This is a genomic window from Vibrio sp. Vb0667 (genome assembly GCF_033391095.1).
Window position 1 is genome coordinate 76,610 of the sequence record NZ_JAWPOL010000014.1, and the last position, 21,667, is coordinate 98,276.

Annotated in this window: 16 protein-coding genes; 5 read left to right on the forward strand and 11 right to left on the reverse strand. The window is 44.7% G+C overall.

What is annotated here, in order from left to right; translation table 11 throughout:
* Positions 1 to 18: 18 nt before the first annotated feature.
* The 8 genes from fabV to R8269_RS14385 form a co-directional block, all read right to left on the reverse strand.
* Entirely contained in the window at positions 19 to 1,221 is a 1,203-nt protein-coding gene (gene fabV, locus R8269_RS14350; protein ID WP_258476559.1) for an enoyl-ACP reductase FabV, read from the reverse strand.
* A 174-nt stretch (positions 1,222 to 1,395) separates the two neighbouring features.
* Positions 1,396 to 3,678, reverse strand: a complete 2,283-nt coding sequence (locus R8269_RS14355) for an acyl-CoA dehydrogenase (RefSeq protein ID WP_085569573.1) — start codon at positions 3,676 to 3,678, stop codon at positions 1,396 to 1,398.
* Between the two features lie 71 nt (positions 3,679 to 3,749).
* On the reverse strand, positions 3,750 to 4,385 hold the full coding sequence (locus tag R8269_RS14360) for a TetR/AcrR family transcriptional regulator (RefSeq protein WP_005378033.1): 636 nt from the start codon (positions 4,383 to 4,385) through the stop codon (positions 3,750 to 3,752).
* A gap of 718 nt (positions 4,386 to 5,103) precedes the next feature.
* The gene (nhaA, locus tag R8269_RS14365) at positions 5,104 to 6,255 is read right to left on the reverse strand and encodes a Na+/H+ antiporter NhaA (RefSeq protein ID WP_005378034.1); all 1,152 of its coding nucleotides are present in this window, start codon (positions 6,253 to 6,255) and stop codon (positions 5,104 to 5,106) included.
* Positions 6,256 to 6,585: 330 nt separating this feature from the next.
* A complete protein-coding gene (locus R8269_RS14370; RefSeq protein WP_005378036.1) occupies positions 6,586 to 7,710 on the reverse strand; it encodes a lipocalin-like domain-containing protein in 1,125 nt (374 codons plus the stop codon).
* Complete coding sequence (locus tag R8269_RS14375; RefSeq protein WP_258476560.1) at positions 7,710 to 10,163, reverse strand: ABC transporter permease; 2,454 nt, start codon at positions 10,161 to 10,163, stop codon at positions 7,710 to 7,712. Before R8269_RS14375 ends, R8269_RS14370 begins: the two co-directional genes overlap by 1 nt.
* Positions 10,144 to 10,815, reverse strand: a complete 672-nt coding sequence (locus R8269_RS14380; protein WP_005378040.1) for an ABC transporter ATP-binding protein — start codon at positions 10,813 to 10,815, stop codon at positions 10,144 to 10,146. Before R8269_RS14380 ends, R8269_RS14375 begins: the two co-directional genes overlap by 20 nt.
* Before the next feature lie 187 nt (positions 10,816 to 11,002).
* A complete protein-coding gene (locus tag R8269_RS14385) occupies positions 11,003 to 12,379 on the reverse strand; it encodes an MATE family efflux transporter (RefSeq protein ID WP_005378048.1) in 1,377 nt (458 codons plus the stop codon).
* A 94-nt stretch (positions 12,380 to 12,473) separates the two neighbouring features.
* Here R8269_RS14385 and R8269_RS14390 point away from each other — a divergent pair, with 94 nt between their 5' ends.
* Positions 12,474 to 13,925, forward strand: coding sequence for a DUF2867 domain-containing protein (locus R8269_RS14390; RefSeq protein WP_005378051.1), 1,452 nt, complete (start codon positions 12,474 to 12,476; stop codon positions 13,923 to 13,925).
* A gap of 30 nt (positions 13,926 to 13,955) precedes the next feature.
* Here the strand turns inward: R8269_RS14390 and R8269_RS14395 are convergent, their stop codons facing one another.
* From R8269_RS14395 to rsuA, 3 genes are all read right to left on the reverse strand, one after another.
* Positions 13,956 to 14,618, reverse strand: a complete 663-nt coding sequence (locus R8269_RS14395; RefSeq protein ID WP_005378053.1) for a DUF2913 family protein — start codon at positions 14,616 to 14,618, stop codon at positions 13,956 to 13,958.
* Positions 14,618 to 15,820 (reverse strand): Bcr/CflA family multidrug efflux MFS transporter, encoded by a 1,203-nt coding sequence (locus R8269_RS14400; protein WP_005378055.1) that lies wholly within the window; start codon positions 15,818 to 15,820, stop codon positions 14,618 to 14,620. The genes R8269_RS14395 and R8269_RS14400 overlap by 1 nt, the downstream gene beginning before the upstream one ends.
* 436 nt (positions 15,821 to 16,256) lie before the next feature.
* Positions 16,257 to 16,958: a 16S rRNA pseudouridine(516) synthase RsuA gene (gene rsuA, locus R8269_RS14405; protein ID WP_005378059.1), complete on the reverse strand. Its 702-nt coding sequence runs from the start codon at positions 16,956 to 16,958 to the stop codon at positions 16,257 to 16,259.
* A 121-nt stretch (positions 16,959 to 17,079) separates the two neighbouring features.
* Here rsuA and R8269_RS14410 point away from each other — a divergent pair, with 121 nt between their 5' ends.
* From R8269_RS14410 to R8269_RS14425, 4 genes are all read left to right on the forward strand, one after another.
* Positions 17,080 to 18,831, forward strand: a complete 1,752-nt coding sequence (locus R8269_RS14410) for a DEAD/DEAH box helicase (RefSeq protein ID WP_186584329.1) — start codon at positions 17,080 to 17,082, stop codon at positions 18,829 to 18,831.
* Positions 18,832 to 18,986: 155 nt separating this feature from the next.
* Positions 18,987 to 19,352 (forward strand): PepSY domain-containing protein, encoded by a 366-nt coding sequence (locus R8269_RS14415; protein ID WP_372008595.1) that lies wholly within the window; start codon positions 18,987 to 18,989, stop codon positions 19,350 to 19,352.
* Between the two features lie 76 nt (positions 19,353 to 19,428).
* Complete coding sequence (locus R8269_RS14420; RefSeq protein ID WP_005378073.1) at positions 19,429 to 20,088, forward strand: response regulator transcription factor; 660 nt, start codon at positions 19,429 to 19,431, stop codon at positions 20,086 to 20,088.
* Positions 20,078 to 21,427: an ATP-binding protein gene (locus R8269_RS14425; protein ID WP_005378071.1), complete on the forward strand. Its 1,350-nt coding sequence runs from the start codon at positions 20,078 to 20,080 to the stop codon at positions 21,425 to 21,427. The genes R8269_RS14420 and R8269_RS14425 overlap by 11 nt, the downstream gene beginning before the upstream one ends.
* Positions 21,428 to 21,667: the final 240 nt, after the last annotated feature.

The window sequence follows — 21,667 nt, forward strand, 5'->3', positions numbered from 1 at the left end:
ATCTAGTCTGTGATTCGATTAGATTTGAATGAAGTCTGCTTCAACTGCTGGATTCACATCCGCTTCGTAATCTACGCCTTCAACGCCGAAACCAAATAGTTTCAAGAACTCTTCTTTGTACTCAACGTAGTCAGTCAGCTCTTTTAGGTTCTCAGTCGTAATTTGAGGCCATAGCTCACGACAGTGCTGCTGAATGTCGTCACGAAGTTCCCAGTCATCCAGACGTAGGCGGTTCATCTCATCAACTTCTGCCGCGCTACCGTCTTCTTTGTATAGACGTTGGCTGAACATACGGTAGATTTGTTCCATACAGCCTTCGTGTACACCTTCTTCGCGCATTTTCTTGAATACCATTGCGATGTACAGTGGCATAACAGGAATTGCAGAACTCGCCTGAGTTACAACAGATTTAAGTACCGCAACATTGGCACTACCACCTGTTGCTGCTAACTTGTCGTTTAGCGCTTTCGCTGCACGGTCTAGGTCCATTTTTGCTTTACCTAGTGCACCATCCCAATAAATTGGCCAAGTTAGCTCAGTACCAATGTAGCTGTACGCGACGGTCTTACAACCTTCAGCAACAACACCAGCATCAGACAACGCATTGATCCAAAGTTCCCAATCTTCACCGCCCATTACAGTGACAGTGTCTTTGATTTCTTCTTCTGTTGCAGGCTCAACGCTAGCTTCGATGATCACATCTTTGTTGGTATCAACAGCCGTTGATGTGTAAGTTTCACCGATAGGTTTAAGAGATGAACGAACTAATTCACCAGTTTCTGGCATTTTACGTACTGGAGATGCCAGTGAGTAAACCACCATATCGATTTGACCTAAGTCTTCTTTGATCAGCTCGATAGTTTTCTGTTTCGCTTCATTTGAGAAAGCGTCGCCGTTTAAGCTTTTTGCGTACAGACCTTCTTCACGCGCTAGCTTTTCAAAAGCAGCGGCATTGTAAAAACCTGCTGTACCTGGCTTCTTCTCAGTACCTTCTTTTTCGAAGAAAACACCGATAGTTGATGCACCGCCACCAAATGCCGCAGCGATACGAGAAGATAGACCGTAGCCACTTGATGCACCAACAACAAGAACACGCTTAGGTGCGTTTTTGATTGGACCTTGCGCTTTGGTGTACGCAATTTGTTCTTTTACGTTAGCTTCACAACCAACAGGGTGCGTTGTAGTACAGATAAATCCACGAATTCTAGGTTTGATGATCATATTCAACTTCCTTTAAAAAACCTTGTTAGGATAAAAGTTTCGTTGGGATTTCGCATCTAATTTCTGTAAAAATGCTCTTAAAAGGCAAGTGGTTGGAGCACTATCCCACCATCCACTCCCCAAGAATACAAAAAAGCACCTCATTGAGGTGCTTTTCTTAACATTAGTTGTCTATTATGCCGCCGGATTCAACTGCGACTTTTTTGGGCTATGAGTTCGCACTTCAGAAAAGTCATGACTAAAGTGGTCAACTTGAATCGCCTTGTAGCGCAATTTATCTGCAGCCATGATTTGATCAATTTCTTGTTCAGTTAACACGCCTGCTTCAAATGCTTGCTGCAAACGATCATGTAGCAGACCTTTACGAGCCACTTTACCATCCTTCGCAGCCTTCATAAGTTTACGCTCCAAAGGTTTAATGTCGTACATTGCAAGGAATGCATTCTCCATTAAGCCTACGCTGTCATCCTCTGATTTTCCGATGTAGCACAGATGCGTGAGGCGATCACGTTGCGCGCCTGGCGTCATCATCGCTTCAGCCAAATTCACACACAGCTCATCACTTGGCTTATTGAAATGATTACCAAGCGGGAACAATAGCCCCTTAAGCACACCGCCAACGTATTTCACAGGGAAGTTGGTGTAAGCCTCATTTAATGACTTAGAAGCGTTATACAAACAGTGTTGAACAGCGTAATGAACGAAGTCTAGATCGCCTTGTTGACGGCCTTCATCTTCATACTTTTTCAAGGCAGCAGATGCCATGTATAGATAGCTTAATCCATCACCCAAACGTGCGGAGATCATTTCTTTACGCTTCAAGTCTCCACCTAAGGTTAACATCGCAAAGTCTGCACTTACTGCAAGTGCACGACTGAGACGAGTAATGTCTTTGTAGTATTGCTGCGTTGGGCCACTCATGTGCGCGTTAACAAATCGAGAACCAGTTAGTGCTGCACCAAATGCACCGAATGTATTACCGAGCGCGTGCTTGATGTGTTTAAAGATCAAGTTGTCAAATTCTTTCGCACCTTGTTCAGAATCTGGATTCGCCGCTGCTTCCATTTCTTTTAGAACATATGGGTGACATCGAGTCGCACCTTGACCAAAAATCATCAGGTTACGAGTCAGAATATTCGCGCCTTCAACGGTGATAGCAACCGGGATACCAAGGTAATGTTTAGCAAGATAGTTCATTGGGCCATCTTGAATCGCACGACCCGCATGGATATCAAACGAATCATTTAGAATGGTACGCGCGATTTCCGTCATGTGGTACTTGGCAATCGCGGTTACAATCCCAGGTTTTTCTTTCATATCGAGAGAAGTCGTCGTTAGCGTACGCGTCGCTTCTAGTAGGTAAGTAAGACCACCAATGCGCCCCATTGCTTCTGCAACACCTTCAAACTTACCGATGGACATTCCAAACTGTTTACGCACGTAAGCATAAGCACCTGTTGTACGTGTAGTAAGGTGACCAATCGCTGTGCCAAGCGCTGGAAGAGAGATACCACGACCAGCAGAAAGACACTCAACCAGCATACGCCAACCTTTACCTGCGTAATCAGCGCCACCGATCAACCAGTCCATAGGGATGAAGACATCTTCACCACGAGTTGGGCCATTCATGAACGCAGACCCCAGAGGATCATGGCGCTCGCCTATCTCGACACCTTCATGGTCAGCGGGAATCAACGCACATGTAATGCCAACCTCTTTCTTGTCTCCAAGTAGCCCTTCAGGATCCTGCAGTTTAAATGCTAACCCGAGCACTGTCGCAACTGGCGCAAGCGTGATGTAGCGTTTATTCCAACTAACTCGCACGCCAAGCACTTCTTTGCCTTCATGGGTGCCGTAACAAACCACGCCTTGATCAGGTATGCCACCTGCATCAGAACCCGCTTCAGGGCCAGTTAGGGCGAAACAAGGGATGTCTGTACCATCAGCTAAACGAGGCAACCAGTAATCTTTTTGCTCTTGCGTACCATAGTGCGATAGCAGCTCACCAGGGCCAAGAGAGTTCGGTACCATTACCGATACCGCGGTACTGATACTTCGAGTCGCAATACGAGAAACAATGGTTGAGTTCGCCAAAGCGGAAAATTCACGACCACCATATGCTTTCGAGATGATCAAAGAGAAAAATCGCTCTTTACGTAGGTACTCCCATACTTCAGGCGGTAAATCCCTGTCTTCTTTGACAATCTTCTGGTCATCAAGCATTTCTAGCAGGGTTTCAAGCTCATTATCCATAAATGACTGCTCTTCTGCCGTCAGTGTAGGCGTTGGATAATGATGCAATGTTGTGAAGTTTGGCTTGCCTGAGAATAGTTCGGCATCCCACCATACACTACCCGCTTCCATCGCCTCTTTCTCGGTGCTAGACAGAGGTGGCAATACTTTTTTGAACACTTTAAAAGCCGGGTCACTAATCCATTTTCTTCGTAGAGAGCTCATAGTTCAGATCCTTTTGTTCACGTAACCGCTCGGGGTATAATCTTATTATTGGTTTAACTTTCTTATTTGTCTTATGCCAACTGCTTTGCTGACATTCCTGCTGACAAATATGGAATCAGTAAATCGACGACAGATTTCACATCGACTTCCTTTTCAAACTTACTTTCTGCCAGCTCCGAAAGAGCTTGGCTTGAAGCCATCGTAAATACACAGGTCCCTAACGTGAAGTGCAGTCGCCAAAACAACTGTTCTTCACATAGTTCCGGGTTCGCCTTCATTATCGAGAAAGTGAAAAGGTTTAGTACCTCTTCGTATCTGGTGGTAATGAACCAGCGTAGATGACCTTGAACGTCTGTATAACCGCGGCCAATTAACAACATAAATAGCGCAGTACCATTTGGGCGTACATCATTTAATGTACGTAAAGGTAATCGCAATGACTCAAAGACATCGTCCATGTTGTAGCTATCGCGCGTGTTTAGCTCAATTAATGAAGTCTTAATGCTCGGCATTAGTGCTTCTAAATACCTATCTAAAACCGCTCTAACCAGCGTTTTTTTATCGCCAAAGTGATAGTTTACCGATGCTAAGTTAACGTTAGCTTTACCTGTTATCGTTCTTAGCGAAGTATCATTAAAGCCATGTTCAGCAAAGAGTCCTTCTGCGACATCGAGTATTTTTTCTTTTGTTGATGTTCTCGGGGCCATTTTAATCACTCGTATTAAACAACTGTTTGAAAATATACTCCCGAAACTTAAGATTAACAAATGATTAACATCACACTTTAACCAATTGGTCTGACCAGACAGTAAAAGGTGTGATCTAATCTTTTGAAATTCAATCGAATACTCCAGTGAAGCTTGTCAGAAGAAAACGATCAAATTTCTCAGTCCAGCGCAATTGAAACGCTAACAATAGCCTTGGCGGCTCGGAGTGAGCGACGAGAGTATGAAATACATCTTCGGTTCTAGGGGAGATAAAATGAGAAACACAGAAGTTAGTAACTTCGCCAAGTTGGTAATCCATCTCGATTTTTCTATTACTTTCGGATGTGTAAGAAGCTAGAAAGCATTAAGTAGAAATTTTTTGAAAAAAAATGGAACTGTTTGGAAAAGGCTCGGTCTGAATATACGTAACAGTTAGGGCATTTGAAGTTTCACTGGCCGTCAAACTTGTTTCCATCTAATTGTTACGTTGCTGCTTTTTTCTTATTAACTCCTATGTTTGTATCCGCCCAGTCAAATTTTCGGCTGGGCTTTTTTTCGCCTATAGATTTACCAAGCGCCTCTTTCGATGATTTGCCCTAACTCCATCAGCTAGACCTTAGTTGGTCACAAAAGTAACCACCCTGAAGTGGTTGATGTGCCGATCTGCAAGACATAAAAAAGCCTCCCGAATGGGAGGCTTTACTAAACAGTGTGTATCTTACGCTTGCGCTTTCTTAGGCAAAGAAAAGTGCAGTAACGCGTAGCCAAGTAACGCGGCTGTCGTCGAGCCCATTAAGATACCTAGTCGAGCATAGGTATCAAACTCAGGGCTTACATTTCCAAACGCTAAAGAGGAAATGAATATAGACATTGTAAAACCGATACCACACAACACAGAGACCGCAAAGATATGCTTGAAGTTAATGCCTTCCGGTAACTTAGCTACACCCATTTTCACAGCTGCCCAACTAAAGGTGAAGATACCTAGAGGCTTACCAACCAGTAGTCCCAAAGCAATACCTAATGGCAGCATTGAAGTTAGGCCTGACATCGATACGCCTTCTAGCGAAATCCCCGCATTTGCAAATGCGAATAGAGGTAATATACCAAATGCCACGTATGGATGAAGTGCGTGCTCCATGTGCTTAAGTGGGGAATGTTCGCCCTGTTTACCCTTAAGAGGAATAGCAAAGCCGATCACTACGCCTGCAAGTGTTGCGTGAACACCAGATTTAAGTACCGCAAACCATAAGATCGCGCCGACTATCATGTATGGTGTCAGTTTCGTTACTTCCTTCGCATTCAACATGAACAGGACACCAGTCATGATGAAGCCAACAAGCAGCGCCATGCTAGAAAGATCACCTGTGTAAAACAGTGCAATAATAACAACCACGCCTAAATCGTCGATAATAGCGAGAGCTAACAAGAACACTTTAAGGCTTACTGGTACGCGCTTACCTAGTAGCGCCATGATACCTAGAGCAAATGCAATATCCGTCGCAGCTGGAATTGCCCAGCCAGAAACCGCCTCTGGGTCGTTAGCATTAAACGCAACGTAAATAAGAGCAGGCGCTAACATACCACCAACCGCTGCAATCGCAGGGAAAATTGCGGTTTCTTTTGATTTTAGCGCTCCTTCAAGTAGCTCTCGCTTCACTTCAAGGCCAATAAGTAAGAAGAAAACAGCCATTAGGCCGTCATTAATCCAGTGAGAAACTGACATACCGAATACATAAGTATGCAGTACAGATTGATAAGTTTCGCCCAGCGGTGAGTTAGCAATGGTCATCGCAATTGCCGCTGCAATTACGAGAAGAATACCACCTGCTGATTCCATTTTGAAAAAGTCACGAATGACATCGTTCATGGTTTCGTCCTTATATTTATTATCTTAATAAACGATTAACAAAGAGTGATAAGAGTGTATAGCTGTCGAAAACTTTAGAATAATCGCTTCTTCAGAGTATAAACTTCGGTTTTTTCGATGTTAAGTTTACTATACATCGTATTTTCCAACATAACACTCAATTTTGATCGGAGATCGTATTTGTTTTTGTCGCACCAAATATTTATCAAGATGATGAGAAAATCAGCATAACACGGCTTGTACCATCATGATAACCCCGTACTTTTGAGAAAAAGCCAGGAAGCTTCGCGCACTAAAAAACCACCCGTAGGGGGTGGTTTTCTTCACAACTCAATAGCCTGTCAGCTGCATAAAGCCCCAAGCTTCATTGGAGCCGGAAGCTAAAGTAGGCCCTTCCCAGTAAGGTATTACAAAGGGTAGCCACATATCTGACTTGATAATGCGGGTAGTCAAGTTAATTTGATGCTTCGGAATATTGATAATCCACTGCAAAGGTAACCTTCTTCCATTGGATAAACTGGTCACTTGCATTGGTTTAATACTGATATCATCGTCTGAGAGGTTGATGACTTTACCTGAGCGTGTCGACAACGTGCCAAATACGTGCGGTGTTTGCCCATGGTGACGATAACGGCTAACAGTTAATGCTCGACCATCATCTAAATTGAAAACAAACCAATCCCAGCCTTGTTGCCCCTCACCAATTAAGCCGCTGCCCCACTCTTTTTGCGCCCAAGCAGAACCCGTCACTGAGAATCGCTTACCATTTAAGCTTAAGCTGCCTTTTACTTTTAAAAATGGAGCACTGAAGCTGAAAGAAGCAACAGATTGCAACGCATGTTTAACTTGGAAGCCTTTGTCTCCATTCACCACAAAGGGGCCGTTTGTCATGGTATTGAGCTCAAGTCCAAACGTATCAGTATTCACATTCAAGTTGCCCGGGAAAGGCGTCGCACCGAGTGATCGCCAAGTCCAATTATCAATCCATAACCTGAAAGGACGATTGATCATACCAGCTTGGCCTATCCCACCTCTAGCTACCCGTTGCTCTTTCCATACATGCGAGCCATGACTGACGACAACATGTGAAATGTACAATTGAGGGTTCTGCCAACCGCTGGTTTCTCGCTCGTCCGTCGCAACCCTGAAATAGCTCCATTGAACATTGTAGATCTTGCCTTGCTCATCTTTTAGTTTCGCAAAGTAGTGCCACCATTCATGCTGATACTCGGGATGAAAGCGAAAATCTGAGGGTAAAGAGACATGCTCATTAGGTAGTACAGGCTCGAAAATCGTTTGATTTTCACGCGTTAAGATAGAATCAAGTTCGCTTTCTCGTGTTGTTGTCGCCTCTAACCAAAAAGTTGAGTAAAAAGCAGCCCCAGTCAGAAAAGCGAACGTAACAACAATGAGCGTTGAAACCAACAAGCGTTTTTTAGAGCCCATTTTTTTCATTACAACGCGTCCCTTAATGACTTCATCGGTGTACTTTTGATCATTCTAATAACTGGCAATGCGCCAGCAACCATGATGGCAAGCATCGCCCAAGCAATGGTTTGAGCATACTCCCATGGAATCGTTTGAAGCTCTAGAGACCAGCCAAATGATTGCTTAATGATAATATCAACGATCAAATGTGCGAGCGCCAAGCCGAGCGGCACTGCAATAATCGCAGAAATGGCTCCGAAGACGAATAGCTGCAAACCACCTAATACGACAAGTTCTTTTCCGGACACACCCATGCACCTTAATAAGGAAAAATGCCGCTGCCGTGAAAGTTCTCCTGCCAACGTCGCAAAGAATAAACCAAACACGGCAATAATCAGCGTGATATTGCCCAAGGTTCCTGCTATCGCAAAGGTATGATCAAACACTCTCATTGCTTGGCTATAAATATTACCGTTATCAAACACACGATCTTGCGGGAGACGGAATACATTCTCTAAGCGATTTTTCAGCCCTTCTCCATTGACGTTATCTTTTAATACTACGCCAAGACCAACATTACCCCTACCTGCAAATGCATACAGCCAATTCCGGTGCGACATCATCACCTGGTTATATGGGTTTCCATAATCGTAGTAAACGCCTACGACTTGCCAATCACCACCAAGCGGTTCTTGTAAGTTAATGAAATCGCCAGGGCGGATATCCAGCTTCAAGGCCATCGACTCACTGACCATTAAGCTCTTGGTAGCGTGCAGTTGATACCAGTAATTTGGGACACCTAACTTGACGGTAAGTGAGTCTAACTCACCTTCAGAAGAGCCCGTACTTACAACTTGTAGAGCACCGTGCTCGGTCGGCATATCTTTTTCCCAGCGCCACCAAACCGAGTTCACCTCTGGCTGATTCTGGAGCCATGCGCTCATCCTAGCGGCTGAATTGTTGGTCGGATAGATGTACACATCAGCGGCTAATCGCTGATTTAGCCACTTATCGGTTGTATCTCGAAAGCTTCCGACCATTGTTTCTACACCAATGTTTGCCGCCAGCGCTAACATAAACGCCATCGTAGCCACACCGCGATAGCTCATGCTGGCTGCTGCATCAGCAAAAAACCAACGGACACGAACCCATCGCATGGTATAAGAAAAACTTTGGAACATATGCCACATAATAAATGGCATAAACAACGCCACACTAACCAACATCAGCGCAATAATTGCAAAGCCGGTTTCTTGTGTTTTCGGCGCCTGATATACCGCTATTGCAGCGACACAAAACACACATGCCGCAAGCGCCTGCCAAGAGAACTCTCTTCCAGCAAATCGCATTAGCGACAGTCGAGAAGAAAGGCGGATTGGTTGTGACTTCAGCAAACGGATTAATGGCCACAGACACGATATCAACGCACCCATCGCTGCCATGATTAGGCTATATAAGCTAGATTGCCATGACCATCCTATGGTTAAACCTACGTTGGCATCATACAAATCACTCAGGCTCGAAGACACTGCTGGGATAAGTTCATTCGCTAAGATCAAGCCAAAAAAGTTACCACACGCCCACGCAATAAAGACGAGCAAAGACAACTCTAGCAATAAGGCTTGCGCTAACTGTGTTCCGTTAACACCAGTCTGTCTCAAAATACCTACCAAACGTTGTCGCTGGATGAAAGACAGAGACATCGCTTGATAAAAAATAAACAACCCGACCAAAAACGACAGCATTCCCATCGCGGTGAGATTCATATGGAATGCGTTAGTTAGCGACTCAAGCTCAGTACGCGTATTCCTAACGAGCGTCATTCCGTTTGGCAACATGTTTTTCAGTGCTATCAGCTTTTCCTCTGGCATTTCGCCACAAGAAATCGCAGACAAACCTGAGCTCCGCTTGAGCATACGCAACAACGATATATCAGTAACCAGCCGAGTACCCGAAAGCATCTTGTCCTTATCTACTTGAATAGGCCCAAGACGGCTTCCGTCATTCATCTCAATGAAGTCCCCATCCTGCCAACTCATGTAAGCGGCCAAATCTTGACTAACGAGAATAGGATAAGGAGGCTTCATTAGTGATAAAACAGGCATCTCACCTAGCGATTTTCCTTGTTGTAGTGGGATCATCGCGACAGGATCTATCCCCACCAACATCAGGCTCATATCGGTCTTGGCATCTAGATGCAGCACGTCAAACGGTGCACATTGGTTGAACCCAGCTCGACGTAACTGAATATAGAAACCTTGAGGAATTTTATTGGCAGAGTGCTTCGTTCGGATTCGGTATGGCAAAGGATTGGAGAAAAGCTTTTCCCCAGTAGCATAACTTTGTTTTGCATGCTGGTTGATAGAAGTAACACCAACAAGGAGGGACACGCCTAAAGTTAATCCCAGCCAGACAAGAATAATTTGTAGAGGGTAACGACGGTAATGACCGAGTAGTGCCTTAACTACGGGCCATAACATGTAGCTGCCCTCCTTGAAGTCGAATCTTTCCTTCCATATGGGCGGCCACTTTTTCACTGTGCGTCACTAACAGCAAAGTACACTCCAGTTGGCGAGCGAGACTCGTTAATAAGCGCATTACTGCTTCTGCGTTTCGCTCATCTAGACTACCAGTTGGCTCATCAGCAAGCAGGATTTTGGGTTCCATATAGAGTGCACGAGCAATCGCCGCACGTTGTTGCTGACCACCAGACGCCTCTTCCGGATAACGTCCTAGCAATGGCATTAAGTCCAAAGCAGAAAGAATTTGACGCCACAACTCTTTATCTTCCGGCAGACCTTTTAACTGACGACAAAAACGAATATTGTCGGCAATATTAAGTGTAGGAAGCAGGTTGAATTGTTGGAAGATATTCCCAATATTGTTGCGGCGATAAAGGGTTCTTAAATGCTCCGGTGCTTCATGCATAGCAAAATTTGGAAACTGCACTTCACCAGAGTCAGCAGTATCCAATCCGGCGATTAAATTCAGTAGAGTACTTTTACCCGAACCACTTTCTCCCATCAGAGCAACTTGGTCGCCTTGCTGCAATGTTAATTCTGCCCCTTGTAATACAGGGTGAAACTCTCCCCCGTCTACATAGCCTTTACATAGGTCTGACAGTTTTAACATTGATTATGCCGCTCGGATGGTGTTTAAAAATTGGGATCAGAATCTACACTAAAATCCTGTTAGTAGAAAGTATTTTGAATGCTTGATCACACTATGGAAGTACAAATGCAACTCGATTCACTTTCTGTTGCTAATTTTGTTGACGTTTTGAGCAGATTTTTGCAGCCAAAATAAACTCTGTTCCTCCTTACTGGCCAATCAGGTTTTTCATCCATTTTCGGCTAACCATTCTTGGCAAGCAAATCGCCCACTTCACAACTTCTTCCGTCAAAAAGAGTAAGTAAACCCATTGTGGGTCCCAATTGAGATAAATCGCTGCAAATGCTGCGAGTGGAATCCCGATCACCCACTGCGCCAAGATGTCTTGATACAAACAAAACTTAACATCACCGCCCGCACGTAATACACCAACAATAGCCATCATCGGCACCGAGCGTAGCACGACACCCAACGCAAGAATCACCATAAACTGTTCAGCTAGCTCGCGAGTGTCCGTTGTCAGTGCACTAAACGCATTAAGGATCCATTGATTTGACACTATCAACAAGACGGCGACCACAAATGCGATAAGCACATTCAAAATGACCGTAGCCCATGCTTGATAATAAACGGGTTCAAAATTACGAGCGCCGAGCTGGTTCCCTACTAGAACTGCGGCCGCATTCGATAAACCAATCATCATCGCCAATGCGATCGACTCAACAGGTGTCATTACGGAAAGCGCCGCCAAACCTTGCACGCCTGCTTGCCCCATGATGGCGTGATAAGCAAACAACCCACCAGCCCACGCCAAGAAGTTAAATGTGGTTGGCAAAGAGAGGCTCAAGAAACGCGTAATTTTATCTAAGACCAATCCTGCGCGTATATCATCCCAGCCAAATGCGATTATGTGTTTTTTCAACCATAGATAACCAAACAAGCAACCTACTTCGATCGCGCCACTGATTACCGTTGCGATCGCTGCTCCCGTAATACCCAAAGCAGGAAAGCCTAATTGACCAAAAATTAAAACCCAGTTAAGAAAAACATTAGATAAAATGCCTATACCACTAAAAAAAGTGCTTAAGCCTGGTTGGTGCATCGCCCTTAGGCCCACCGACATACTGGCCACACATGCAACAGCAAACATGCTAACCGACGAAATAATGAGATAGCTGGCCCCTAGCTCAATCACTTCTTGTGAATCGGTAGTCAAACTCATGATGGGCTGTGGAAAAACAACAAACAAAGCAACAGCAATCGCAGCAAACATCATTGCGATCATCCATGTTAAAGCGGTACTGCGACGCACCCCAACTTTATCGCCAGCCCCCCAATATTGAGCGGTTAACAACGCACCGCCCGTTGTCACCCCAACTAACATGATGGTGGTGACGAAAGTCGCGCGCGCAGCAACTCCAACAGCGGCAATTTCAGCTTCACCAAGTTGACCAAGCATAAGAACATCGACGAGGCTTCTGCTAGAAAACATCATGCTTTGCAGTGTAATTGGTAACGCGATTGCAAATAAACGACGTAAGAATGCTTTATCTGCGTGTATTGAGAGTTGAGAAAGAAAAGTCACAAGCGCTCCAACGACAACTTATTGATAGAATGGGGAAAGTGTCTCATGATTATACTCTGTGGTGTTTATTCCACCAACGATAAAAGGACAGATAATGAAAAAGGTGTTGGTGCTAGGCGCCTCGGGTTACATTGGCTCTCAACTTCTTCCGTTACTTTTAGATAAAGGTTACGCCGTCACAGCAGCGGCGCGACATATTGATTATTTAGAGTCAAGAACTCAGCCTCACCCTAATTTAACGTTAAGGTATCTCGACTTGGCTGACGCAGAGACCACGAAGGCTGTAGTGAACGATTTTGATTTAGTATTTTTTCTCGTGCACGGGATGGCTCAAGGTGATGACTTTGTTGAGTACGAACTAAACCTTGCTTTGAACTTCAAATATGCGTTGGAACAAAGCTCCGTCGAGCATGTTATCTATTTGAGTGCCATTCAACCTCAAACCGGAAACTCTCGCCATTTAGCCGCTCGTAAAGCCACGGGAAAAATAATTCGACAGTCTGGTGTTCCAGTAACTGAATTGCGTGCTGGCGTTATCATCGGCCCCGGCTCTGCCGCTTTCGAAATCATGCGTGACTTTGTCTACAACTTACCTATTTTGATCGCGCCTAAATGGGTCGACTCAAAAGCGAACCCTATTGCCTTGCCCAATCTCAACCACTATTTATTGAAGTTAGCAGAAGCCCCCTCTCCAGAAGAAAGTCACATTTATGAAGTTGGTGGGCCAGATACACTTAGCTACCGCGAACAGTTCAAAGTCATTTGCCGAATCACGAACAAGCCGTATCGGCTGTGGTCGACCCCGCTACTTACTCCGAAAATGGCATCGTACTGGCTAGGTTTAGTTACCTCAGTGCCAACTAGTATCGGTAAAGCATTACTTGCGGGCTTAGAGCACGACTACATTGCAGACTCCAAAGCGATTGAAGAACGATTTCCTCAAACGCTGATCAGCTACGAGCAAGCGGTAACTGATACCATTCAAGATGAAGGCACATTTGTACGCAGTAATGTCTGGGGGTTTGAACCCGCAGCGCTTCGTCGATGGCAACCAGGATATGGCTATTACCCAAAACAAGCTGGAGCGAGCATTAAAACTCATGCCTCCGCTGCGGCATTATGGAAAGTGGCGCAAAAGATCGGGAGTCGCGAAAAAGGCTATTACTTTGCCAACATCTTGTGGCGTACACGTGAATGGCTCGATATCTTTTTTGGTGGCGGAAAACCGATTCGCGTTTCTCCTCCTGGACCAGAGCTTAAAGTCGGTGATTTTATTGACTCTTGGAAAGTGATTCGCTGCGATAATAATCAGTTTCTTTCACTGTTTTTTGGTATGAAAGGCCCAGGCCTTGGGCGTTTAGAAATTACCATCAAAGATCTCGGTGACGAACGAGAGCTGGATATTACCGCCTGGTGGCACCCGCAAGGGTTTCTTGGGCTGCTTTATTGGTTTGCAATGATGCCAGCCCATCTCTTCATATTTAAAGGCATGGTCAAAGCCATCGCGAAAGAAGCAAACCGTTTAGTAAACAAAAAGCCCCAATAACAGGGGCTTCTAAACACTCAAAATGTCACTTTAGTCAGCTTTGAACGAGAGTGGAATTTCGGCTAACTGGTTGCCTTCGTTTGCTGGAAAAATAAGGTACTCGCCATGGTATTTCACCATCGATTTGTAGTCTGTTACCTTATGAACCATAAAGCCCGCTTGCGCTGCTTTCTCAACAAACTCAGCATGATTGCCACGCACAAACCAACTCATTGGCTTTACGAGCAACTCGCCATCAAAACAGCTTTCGCATTGGTCTGCACATAACGCTAAAGAGTTTTGACCTTCAGTGAAGATTTGTACTTTGCCGCACCCAATCAGTTGCTCAGACGTCGAGACTTCCCAGCCTGCTTGCTCCATCAAATCAAGAAAAGACTCAATATCTGAATCTTTGAACACTTTGGAGTCTTCACCTTCAGGGAAGAATTGCGCATAAAAAGCAGAAATACGTTTAAAGATAAACAACAAACCAGCATCGTTCCCCTTTGAGCGACCTGCTTTTTGCCAACGCGTTAAGTCATCGCCTACCGTACGTCCGAAACGTTGTGATTTTAGCGCCTTTGTTACCCAACGCACTAAATAATGGTTATTCGCAACAGGGGCATTGGCTAACTTACCTGAGCGATGCTCTTGATCTAACTCTTCAAGTGCTGAGTTAACCAAGTTTTGAATTTCTTTGGTGTAATTCGACATTACGCCTTTCTTCCTAAAGTCCAATAAAACAGTGCTGAAAGCACAGAACAAGCAAACATCACGATGATCATCGGCCAAGCAACATTCCCGGGCAGTGATGCCACCAGCGCACCAACCAATGAACCGATACCGAATCTTAATGTCCCCGCTAGAGACGACGCCGTACCCGCCATTGATGGGTAACCACTTAAAAGCAGCGCCATCGCGTTACTACCTATCGTCGACAATGTACCGATAAACAGCACAACAAAAGGTACAATGCCCCATAATCCGAAGTCCATTAACCAACTTACGAATAAACCAATCCCCGCCAAAAGTTGCACGAACAACCCAAAACGAAGCATGGCATGGGAACCAACTTTCTTCACCAAGCGACCATTAATACTGGTCATGATGATCATCGCCACAATGTTCAAACCAAATAGGTAACCAAAGTGGTCTGGTCGAACACCATATAAATCAATATAAACAAACGAACCCGCCGTCAAAAATGCAAACATTCCGGAAAATGAAAACGCACCTGAGAGCATCAAACCGATCGCTTCAGGATTGGAGCATAATCTGGCGTAGTTTCTCAGCGTCGTGCGGAAACGAAGAGGCTGACGATTTTCAAGCTGTAACGTTTCAGGGATTTTCCAAAGTACGAGAAAAATCACGACTACAGCGAAAATAGCTAATACCCAAAAAATGGAACGCCAACCAAACCAAATCGCGAGATGGCCACCGATCATCGGTGCCACCAACGGCGCAATAGTAATGACCAGAGTAACGAAGGACATTGCGCGTGCAAAGTCTTCACGGTCAAACATGTCACGCACGACAGCTTGGATAATGACCGCCGCTGCCGCGCCAGCAAAACCTTGTGCCGTACGTACATAGGTCAGCGCATCAATGCCATTTGTTGTCGCACTCACAACAGCAGCCAAGCCGAAGAAAAGTACGCCTAAAATCAACACAGGTCTGCGACCAAAGCTATCGGCAAGCGGCCCGTGAATTAACTGGCCGATCGCAAAACCCGCGGTATAAGCCGTCAACGTAATCTGAACCGCGCCAGGCGCGACCCCCAAATCTTTCGCTATTGTCGGCATCGCAGGCAAATACATATCGATCGCCAAAGGCGTCAAAGCACCAATCGCTCCTAGTACCAGAAACAATAGAAAACTGATTTGGGATTGCGGAGCACTTTGAGCTTTTTCTGTCATTCTTTTACCTCTTGTTGGAGCCCTACCGTCAATACTTGCAGAACAAAGTGAAAATAACGGAAGTTCTCATATCGCTGAATGTAGAAGCCAAAAACCTGTTCTATCCAACGTTCGAGAATCATAAGGGCAAATATGTACCAAGGTGTGACCTTGACGAACTCGACATAGAAAAGCATGTGAAAGCGAAATGTGTTTATGGGAAACAAACACAATGCAGTAAAAATGATGGCGTTGACACCATCATTCCATTCACCGTAGCCGAAGGCTTTGCAATAAGAGTATGCATGCATCAGCTAAATGCAAAGGCATATCACTGAGATGAGTAAGCACACCGGAATTGTCTAGGCACTAATTTTGGTAGGAAAATTTATTTTGAGCCAATTCCTACCAAAAGACTAGTTCCTATTAGGAACTAAAGAATTTCCCATGCCGACAATTAATTCCAAATAGAATCAATTTCTTCTTGCGTGAGGTGGCGATAATCACCTGGTTCTAGTGCCTCATCAAGTTCGATAGAACCAATACGCTCACGATGTAAGTACTCAACTTTATTTCCTAACGCCGCGAACATACGTTTCACTTGGTGATACTTACCTTCCACGATAGTTAACAATACTTCATTCTCAGCCTCGTTCACGATTTCCAAACGAGCAGGCAATGTTGCTTCTGATTCATTGCGCAAAATGATGCCTTGTTCGAGCTTTTCCGCGTAATCTGGCTGAATAGCATCGACGAGCCAAACACGGTACGTTTTCTCACACTTATGCTTAGGTGAGGTAATACGATGAGACCACTTACCATCATCCGTAATCAATACTAAACCAGTTGTGTCGACATCTAATCGGCCCGCAAAGTGAAGGTTTTCAATTTTAGGCTCATCAAGCAATGCGAATGCAGTTTGGTTGTAGCCATCTTCATGTGAACAAACAAAGTCAGCAGGCTTATACAACATAATGTAACGAGGACCAGGAGCACCAATAACACGGTCTTCCCACATCACTTCCGCACCTTTAGGTACTTTAAATGCACCACTTTTTTGAACCTCACCGTCAACGGTGATGTCTCCACTTTTGATGATCTTTGTTGCCTGTTTGCGTGTTGCACCCAGAGCGTCACACAAATATTTATCTAAACGCATGAATACCTCATTGAATTATACCCAAGTGATCTCTAAATCTTGGTTTAAAGGTCACTTGGGTATAAAAGTCAGGTATTATAGCGTTCCTCGTTCGAATAGTTGAGCAATTTCACATATTTTCATGTACACACTTCGTCCTTATCAAGCCGACTCGGTTAAAGCCGTTATTCATTACTTTCGTAAACACTCGACACCAGCAGTGATCGTGCTGCCAACCGGTGCAGGAAAAAGCTTGGTGATCGCAGAACTTGCTCGCCTTGCGAAAGGACGAGTGTTAGTCCTCGCCCACGTAAAAGAACTGGTCGAGCAAAACCACGCGAAGTATGAAGGTTATGGTTTAAAAGGTTCTATCTTCTCAGCAGGATTGGGACGAAAAGAAACTGACCAGCAAGTCGTGTTTGCTTCGGTTCAATCGGTCGTACGTAACTTAGATTCGTTCAAAAACCAGTTTTCTCTGCTCGTTATTGATGAGTGCCATCGTGTGCCAGATGACAAAAACAGCAGCTACCAAAAAGTTATTACTCACTTACGAGAACTGAACCCTGGCATTAAGGTGCTGGGACTAACTGCAACGCCCTATCGTTTAGGAATGGGCTGGATTTATCAGTATCACACCCGAGGTCAAGTGCGAACCGAAGAGCCTCGATTCTTCCGCGATTGTATTTTCGAACTGCCGATCCGTTACTTGCTCGACGAAAACTTCCTCACTCCAGCCCGCATGATGGATGCGCCCGTTTTGTCTTACGACTTCTCTCAGCTGAAGCCCGCTAACACCGGACGCTACAAAGAAACAGAAATGGACATGGTGATCGATAAAGCCAAACGTGCGACTCCACAAATTGTTGAGCAAATCATGCAATATGCGAAAGAGCGTCAAGGTGTCATGATCTTCGCTGCAACTGTTCGACACGCACAGGAGATACACAGTTTATTGCCAGAAGGCGAAACTGAAATCGTCATTGGTGATACACCTACGCCGGAGCGCGATGCGATCATCCAAGCGTTCAAGAATCGTCAAATAAAATACTTAGTCAATGTTTCGGTACTGACAACCGGGTTTGATGCGCCGCATGTCGATTTAATCGCGATTTTGCGACCAACAGAGTCAGTCAGTCTGTACCAACAGATAGTAGGACGAGGATTACGCTTATCAGACGGAAAATCAGAATGTTTAGTGCTTGATTACGCAGGCAACAGCTACGATTTATACCAACCTGAAGTCGGTGATCCCAAACCAGACTCTGACAGTGAAATTATCACGATTCCTTGCCCGGCTTGCGGATTCAATAACAACTTCTGGGGTAAGTTGGATAGTAACGGTTTCTTGGTTGAACATTTTGGCAGACGTTGCCAAGGTTACTTTGAAGATGAAGACACAGGCGAACGTGAACACTGTGGCTACCGTTTTCGTGCCAAATACTGCGGTGAATGTGGTGCGGACAACGATATCGCTGCACGAATTTGTCATGAGTGTGATGCGACGCTCGTAGACCCAGATAAAAAGCTAAAAGAAGCCCTTAATCTCAAAGATGCATTAATCTTTGAATGCACAGAAATGGACCTATCTGTATTTAAGTCCAGTGATGGTAAATCTCAGCTAAAGGTGACGTATTCTGGTGAACCATACCAAGGCGAAGGCAATGCGTTAGTTCATGAGTTTTGGACATTGAGTACCAAAAAACAAAAACAAACGTTTAAAGATCAGTTCGTACGCCCCCACTTAGCAGACAAGCATCGCCCTTTTGAAGAGGCTTCACCGACACGCGTTGTCGCTAATCAACATCGTTTCCGTTTGCCTCAGTTTGTTATTGCTAGAAAATCTGGTCGCTTTTGGAAGCTGCGAGATAAAATTTTTGAAGATGAGTTGAAATAACATCGACAACACATGGCAAAACTTAATTAGCTGATTCACTCTCTGTTCATCTATCTCCGATATACTGCGGCTAACGCTCCAGAAAAGGTTTGACTATGTATAAAGCAACGACTTCTCTACATTCTGCGTTACTTTTCGGCCTTATCACGACATTCATGTGTGCACCAAGTTTTGCCAAGCATGGCAACGAGTACACATCACAAAATGGCCACGCCATCGTGCAAGATGTCGAAAAGCCAGGAACACGCATCGAATTCGATGAAGATCAAGATGAGGTCTACCGCGCGGTTCAACAAGGATATATACGACCATTTTCGGAACTTTACGCCGCAGTAGAAAACGACCTATACGGCCGCATCATCAAGGTCGAGCTTGAAGAAGATGATGATGCTTGGGTGTATGAATTGAAAATTCTGTACAACAACAGCGTCCTGAAAGTTGAGTACGACGCCGCCACGCTAGAAATGCTTGAGATCAAAGGTCGCAGCTTTAACAAAGCGTTAAAGCCGCAAAACAACTAAACTTGTCTAATGCGTAATCCAGACGCGATGCGTAGCTTACTTCGATAAAAATCCAAACATAATAAGAATCATCAATATGAAAATACTTGTTGTTGAAGATGATCCTCGTTTAGGCGAGCAAATCATCGAAACATTAGAAAGTACCGGCTGGGTACCAGAATTGTCCCAAGATGGCATAGACGCTCTGTATCGCGCGACTTCGGAAGAATGGGACGCCATTGTTCTCGACCTCGGCTTGCCAAAACTGGATGGTCTTACCGTCCTAAAAGGCATCCGAGATGAAAACATTAATACTCCTGTCGTGATTCTAAGCGCTCGCGACACCCTAACGCAGCGAGTTGAAGGCTTAAACGCAGGTGCAGACGATTACCTAACTAAACCATTTGAAATGGTTGAGCTTATCGCTCGTATTCGTGCACAGCTGCGAAGAGCCTCTGGTAATGCCTCTCCTGTGATGCAAATTGGCGACTTGAGCTTGGATACACGCACTTCTAAAGTCATGTGGCAAGGGCAAGCGGTAAGCTTGACGGCGCTAGAGTATAAAGTGGTCGCTTACTTTATGCATAACCCGGAAAAAGTGATTTCTCGAACCGAACTCGTCGAGCACATTTACAAACAAGACTTTGATCGTGACTCCAACACAATCGAAGTTTTTATCGGCCGAATTCGCAAAAAAATCGCGCCAAAGATCATCAAAACTGTCCGAGGGTTGGGATACCAATTAAATGCCGAATAGAAACAGGCTACCGTTGAACGCAATAAAACGACTGAGTATCAAAAGTCGCCTCGTTTTAGCGGCGATCGTTTGGTTAACGGCAATGATCCTCGCCGCTGGTGTGACGATACCGACGCAGGTCTACAACTATATGGTTGATGACACTCGCTCACAGCTCAGCATTTTTATGGATGAAGTCGCAGCACAGTTAGAAGTCGATAACACCGGGCATCTTTCACTCGCAGCTCAGCTATCAGACCCTCGATTTAATCGACCTTACAGTGGTTTGTATTGGAGTGCCTCTACAGAGGCAAGCCTCGAACGTTCTCGTTCGTTGTGGGACAAAAAAATCGAATACAAAGGTTTGGATAAAGATGCGTATGGAGCAAGAGGCGAAAAACTAATTACGCTAGAAAAAGCACTGTATCTTCCTGATTACGATGGTCCTATTCACATTATTATTGGTATTGACGAAGAGCCCATTAAAAATACCCTTCAGACGTTAATCGGCCAACTTTGGCTTATTTTGGGTTTATTATTCGCGGGCGTACTTACCGTCATTTTACTGCAAATTGCTTGGTCATTGAGTCCGCTTACAAAGCTACAAAAAGAATTAGCCGAGCTGAAGTCTGGTAATAAAAAGAGTCTAGAAGAAACCTACCCAAAAGAGATTTCTCCTCTAATCTTCGACCTCAACGCTCTGCTGTTCCATTACCAAGAATTACTAGAGAGAGCTCGCAATCATGCAGGTAACCTATCTCATGCACTTAAAACGCCACTTTCTGTTCTAAAAAATGAAGTTCAGACGTTAGAACCTGAGGCACAATCCCGTCTCCGAGCTCCAATCAATCAGATACAAGACCATATCGATTACCATTTGGGTCGTGCCCGTATGGCCGGGTCGATGAACATATTATCAGTGAAGTCGAACCCAGCAGATCGTGTGGATGCTATCTCAATGGCGTTTGATAAAGTGTATGCGAGCCGAAGCATTACCTTAATTAATGAACTTGATTCAGAGCTGAATGTAGCAGTAGAGCAGACCGATCTCGATGAAATGCTAGGTAACTTGCTAGAAAATGGCTATAAGTGGGCCAACAGCATGATTCGTGTGCACTCCTCTCAGGATAAGGAAAATATACACATCATTATTGAAGATGATGGGCCAGGCATCCCTAAAGAGAAACTGAGTCAAGTAATCAAGAGAGGAGTTAGATTGGATGAAACAACCCCTGGCTCAGGTCTTGGTCTAAACATAGTCAGTGAAATGGCACACAGTTACCGAGGTCAATTAACATTGGATACAAGCGCTTTAGGTGGATTAAAAGCATCTTTAGTGTTACATCTCAGCCGAACATAAAGCATATAACACATAAACTTTGTTTTTCGGACCATGATCAGTAAACCGATGAAAATGAAGTCGATGTGAACAAAATCCAAGCAAAGCATTAAAAGGGATAGCCTTCCACCCCGCTAAATCATACCTTTTTGTTGATTTGGATACGATTTGGGTTGCCCATTTATAAGTGGAATGATAGTATCCGCGCTCGCTTGAACAGTTCCTGTTTCAAGCTTTACCACGAACAACAAGGTCGCATTG

Bases quoted from the DNA above. Each gene is read 5' to 3' on its own strand.
- fabV (WP_258476559.1), bottom strand. From the start codon at position 1,221: ATGATCATCAAACCTAGAATTCGTGGATTTATCTGTACTACAACGCAC.
- R8269_RS14355 (WP_085569573.1), bottom strand. From the start codon at position 3,678: ATGAGCTCTCTACGAAGAAAATGGATTAGTGACCCGGCTTTTAAAGTG.
- R8269_RS14360 (WP_005378033.1), bottom strand. From the start codon at position 4,385: ATGGCCCCGAGAACATCAACAAAAGAAAAAATACTCGATGTCGCAGAA.
- nhaA (WP_005378034.1), bottom strand. From the start codon at position 6,255: ATGAACGATGTCATTCGTGACTTTTTCAAAATGGAATCAGCAGGTGGT.
- R8269_RS14370 (WP_005378036.1), bottom strand. From the start codon at position 7,710: ATGAAAAAAATGGGCTCTAAAAAACGCTTGTTGGTTTCAACGCTCATT.
- R8269_RS14375 (WP_258476560.1), bottom strand. From the start codon at position 10,163: ATGTTATGGCCCGTAGTTAAGGCACTACTCGGTCATTACCGTCGTTAC.
- R8269_RS14380 (WP_005378040.1), bottom strand. From the start codon at position 10,815: ATGTTAAAACTGTCAGACCTATGTAAAGGCTATGTAGACGGGGGAGAG.
- R8269_RS14390 (WP_005378051.1), top strand. From the start codon at position 12,474: ATGAAAAAGGTGTTGGTGCTAGGCGCCTCGGGTTACATTGGCTCTCAA.
- R8269_RS14395 (WP_005378053.1), bottom strand. From the start codon at position 14,618: ATGTCGAATTACACCAAAGAAATTCAAAACTTGGTTAACTCAGCACTT.
- R8269_RS14400 (WP_005378055.1), bottom strand. From the start codon at position 15,820: ATGACAGAAAAAGCTCAAAGTGCTCCGCAATCCCAAATCAGTTTTCTA.
- rsuA (WP_005378059.1), bottom strand. From the start codon at position 16,958: ATGCGTTTAGATAAATATTTGTGTGACGCTCTGGGTGCAACACGCAAA.
- R8269_RS14410 (WP_186584329.1), top strand. From the start codon at position 17,080: ATGTACACACTTCGTCCTTATCAAGCCGACTCGGTTAAAGCCGTTATT.
- R8269_RS14415 (WP_372008595.1), top strand. From the start codon at position 18,987: ATGTGTGCACCAAGTTTTGCCAAGCATGGCAACGAGTACACATCACAA.
- R8269_RS14420 (WP_005378073.1), top strand. From the start codon at position 19,429: ATGAAAATACTTGTTGTTGAAGATGATCCTCGTTTAGGCGAGCAAATC.
- R8269_RS14425 (WP_005378071.1), top strand. From the start codon at position 20,078: ATGCCGAATAGAAACAGGCTACCGTTGAACGCAATAAAACGACTGAGT.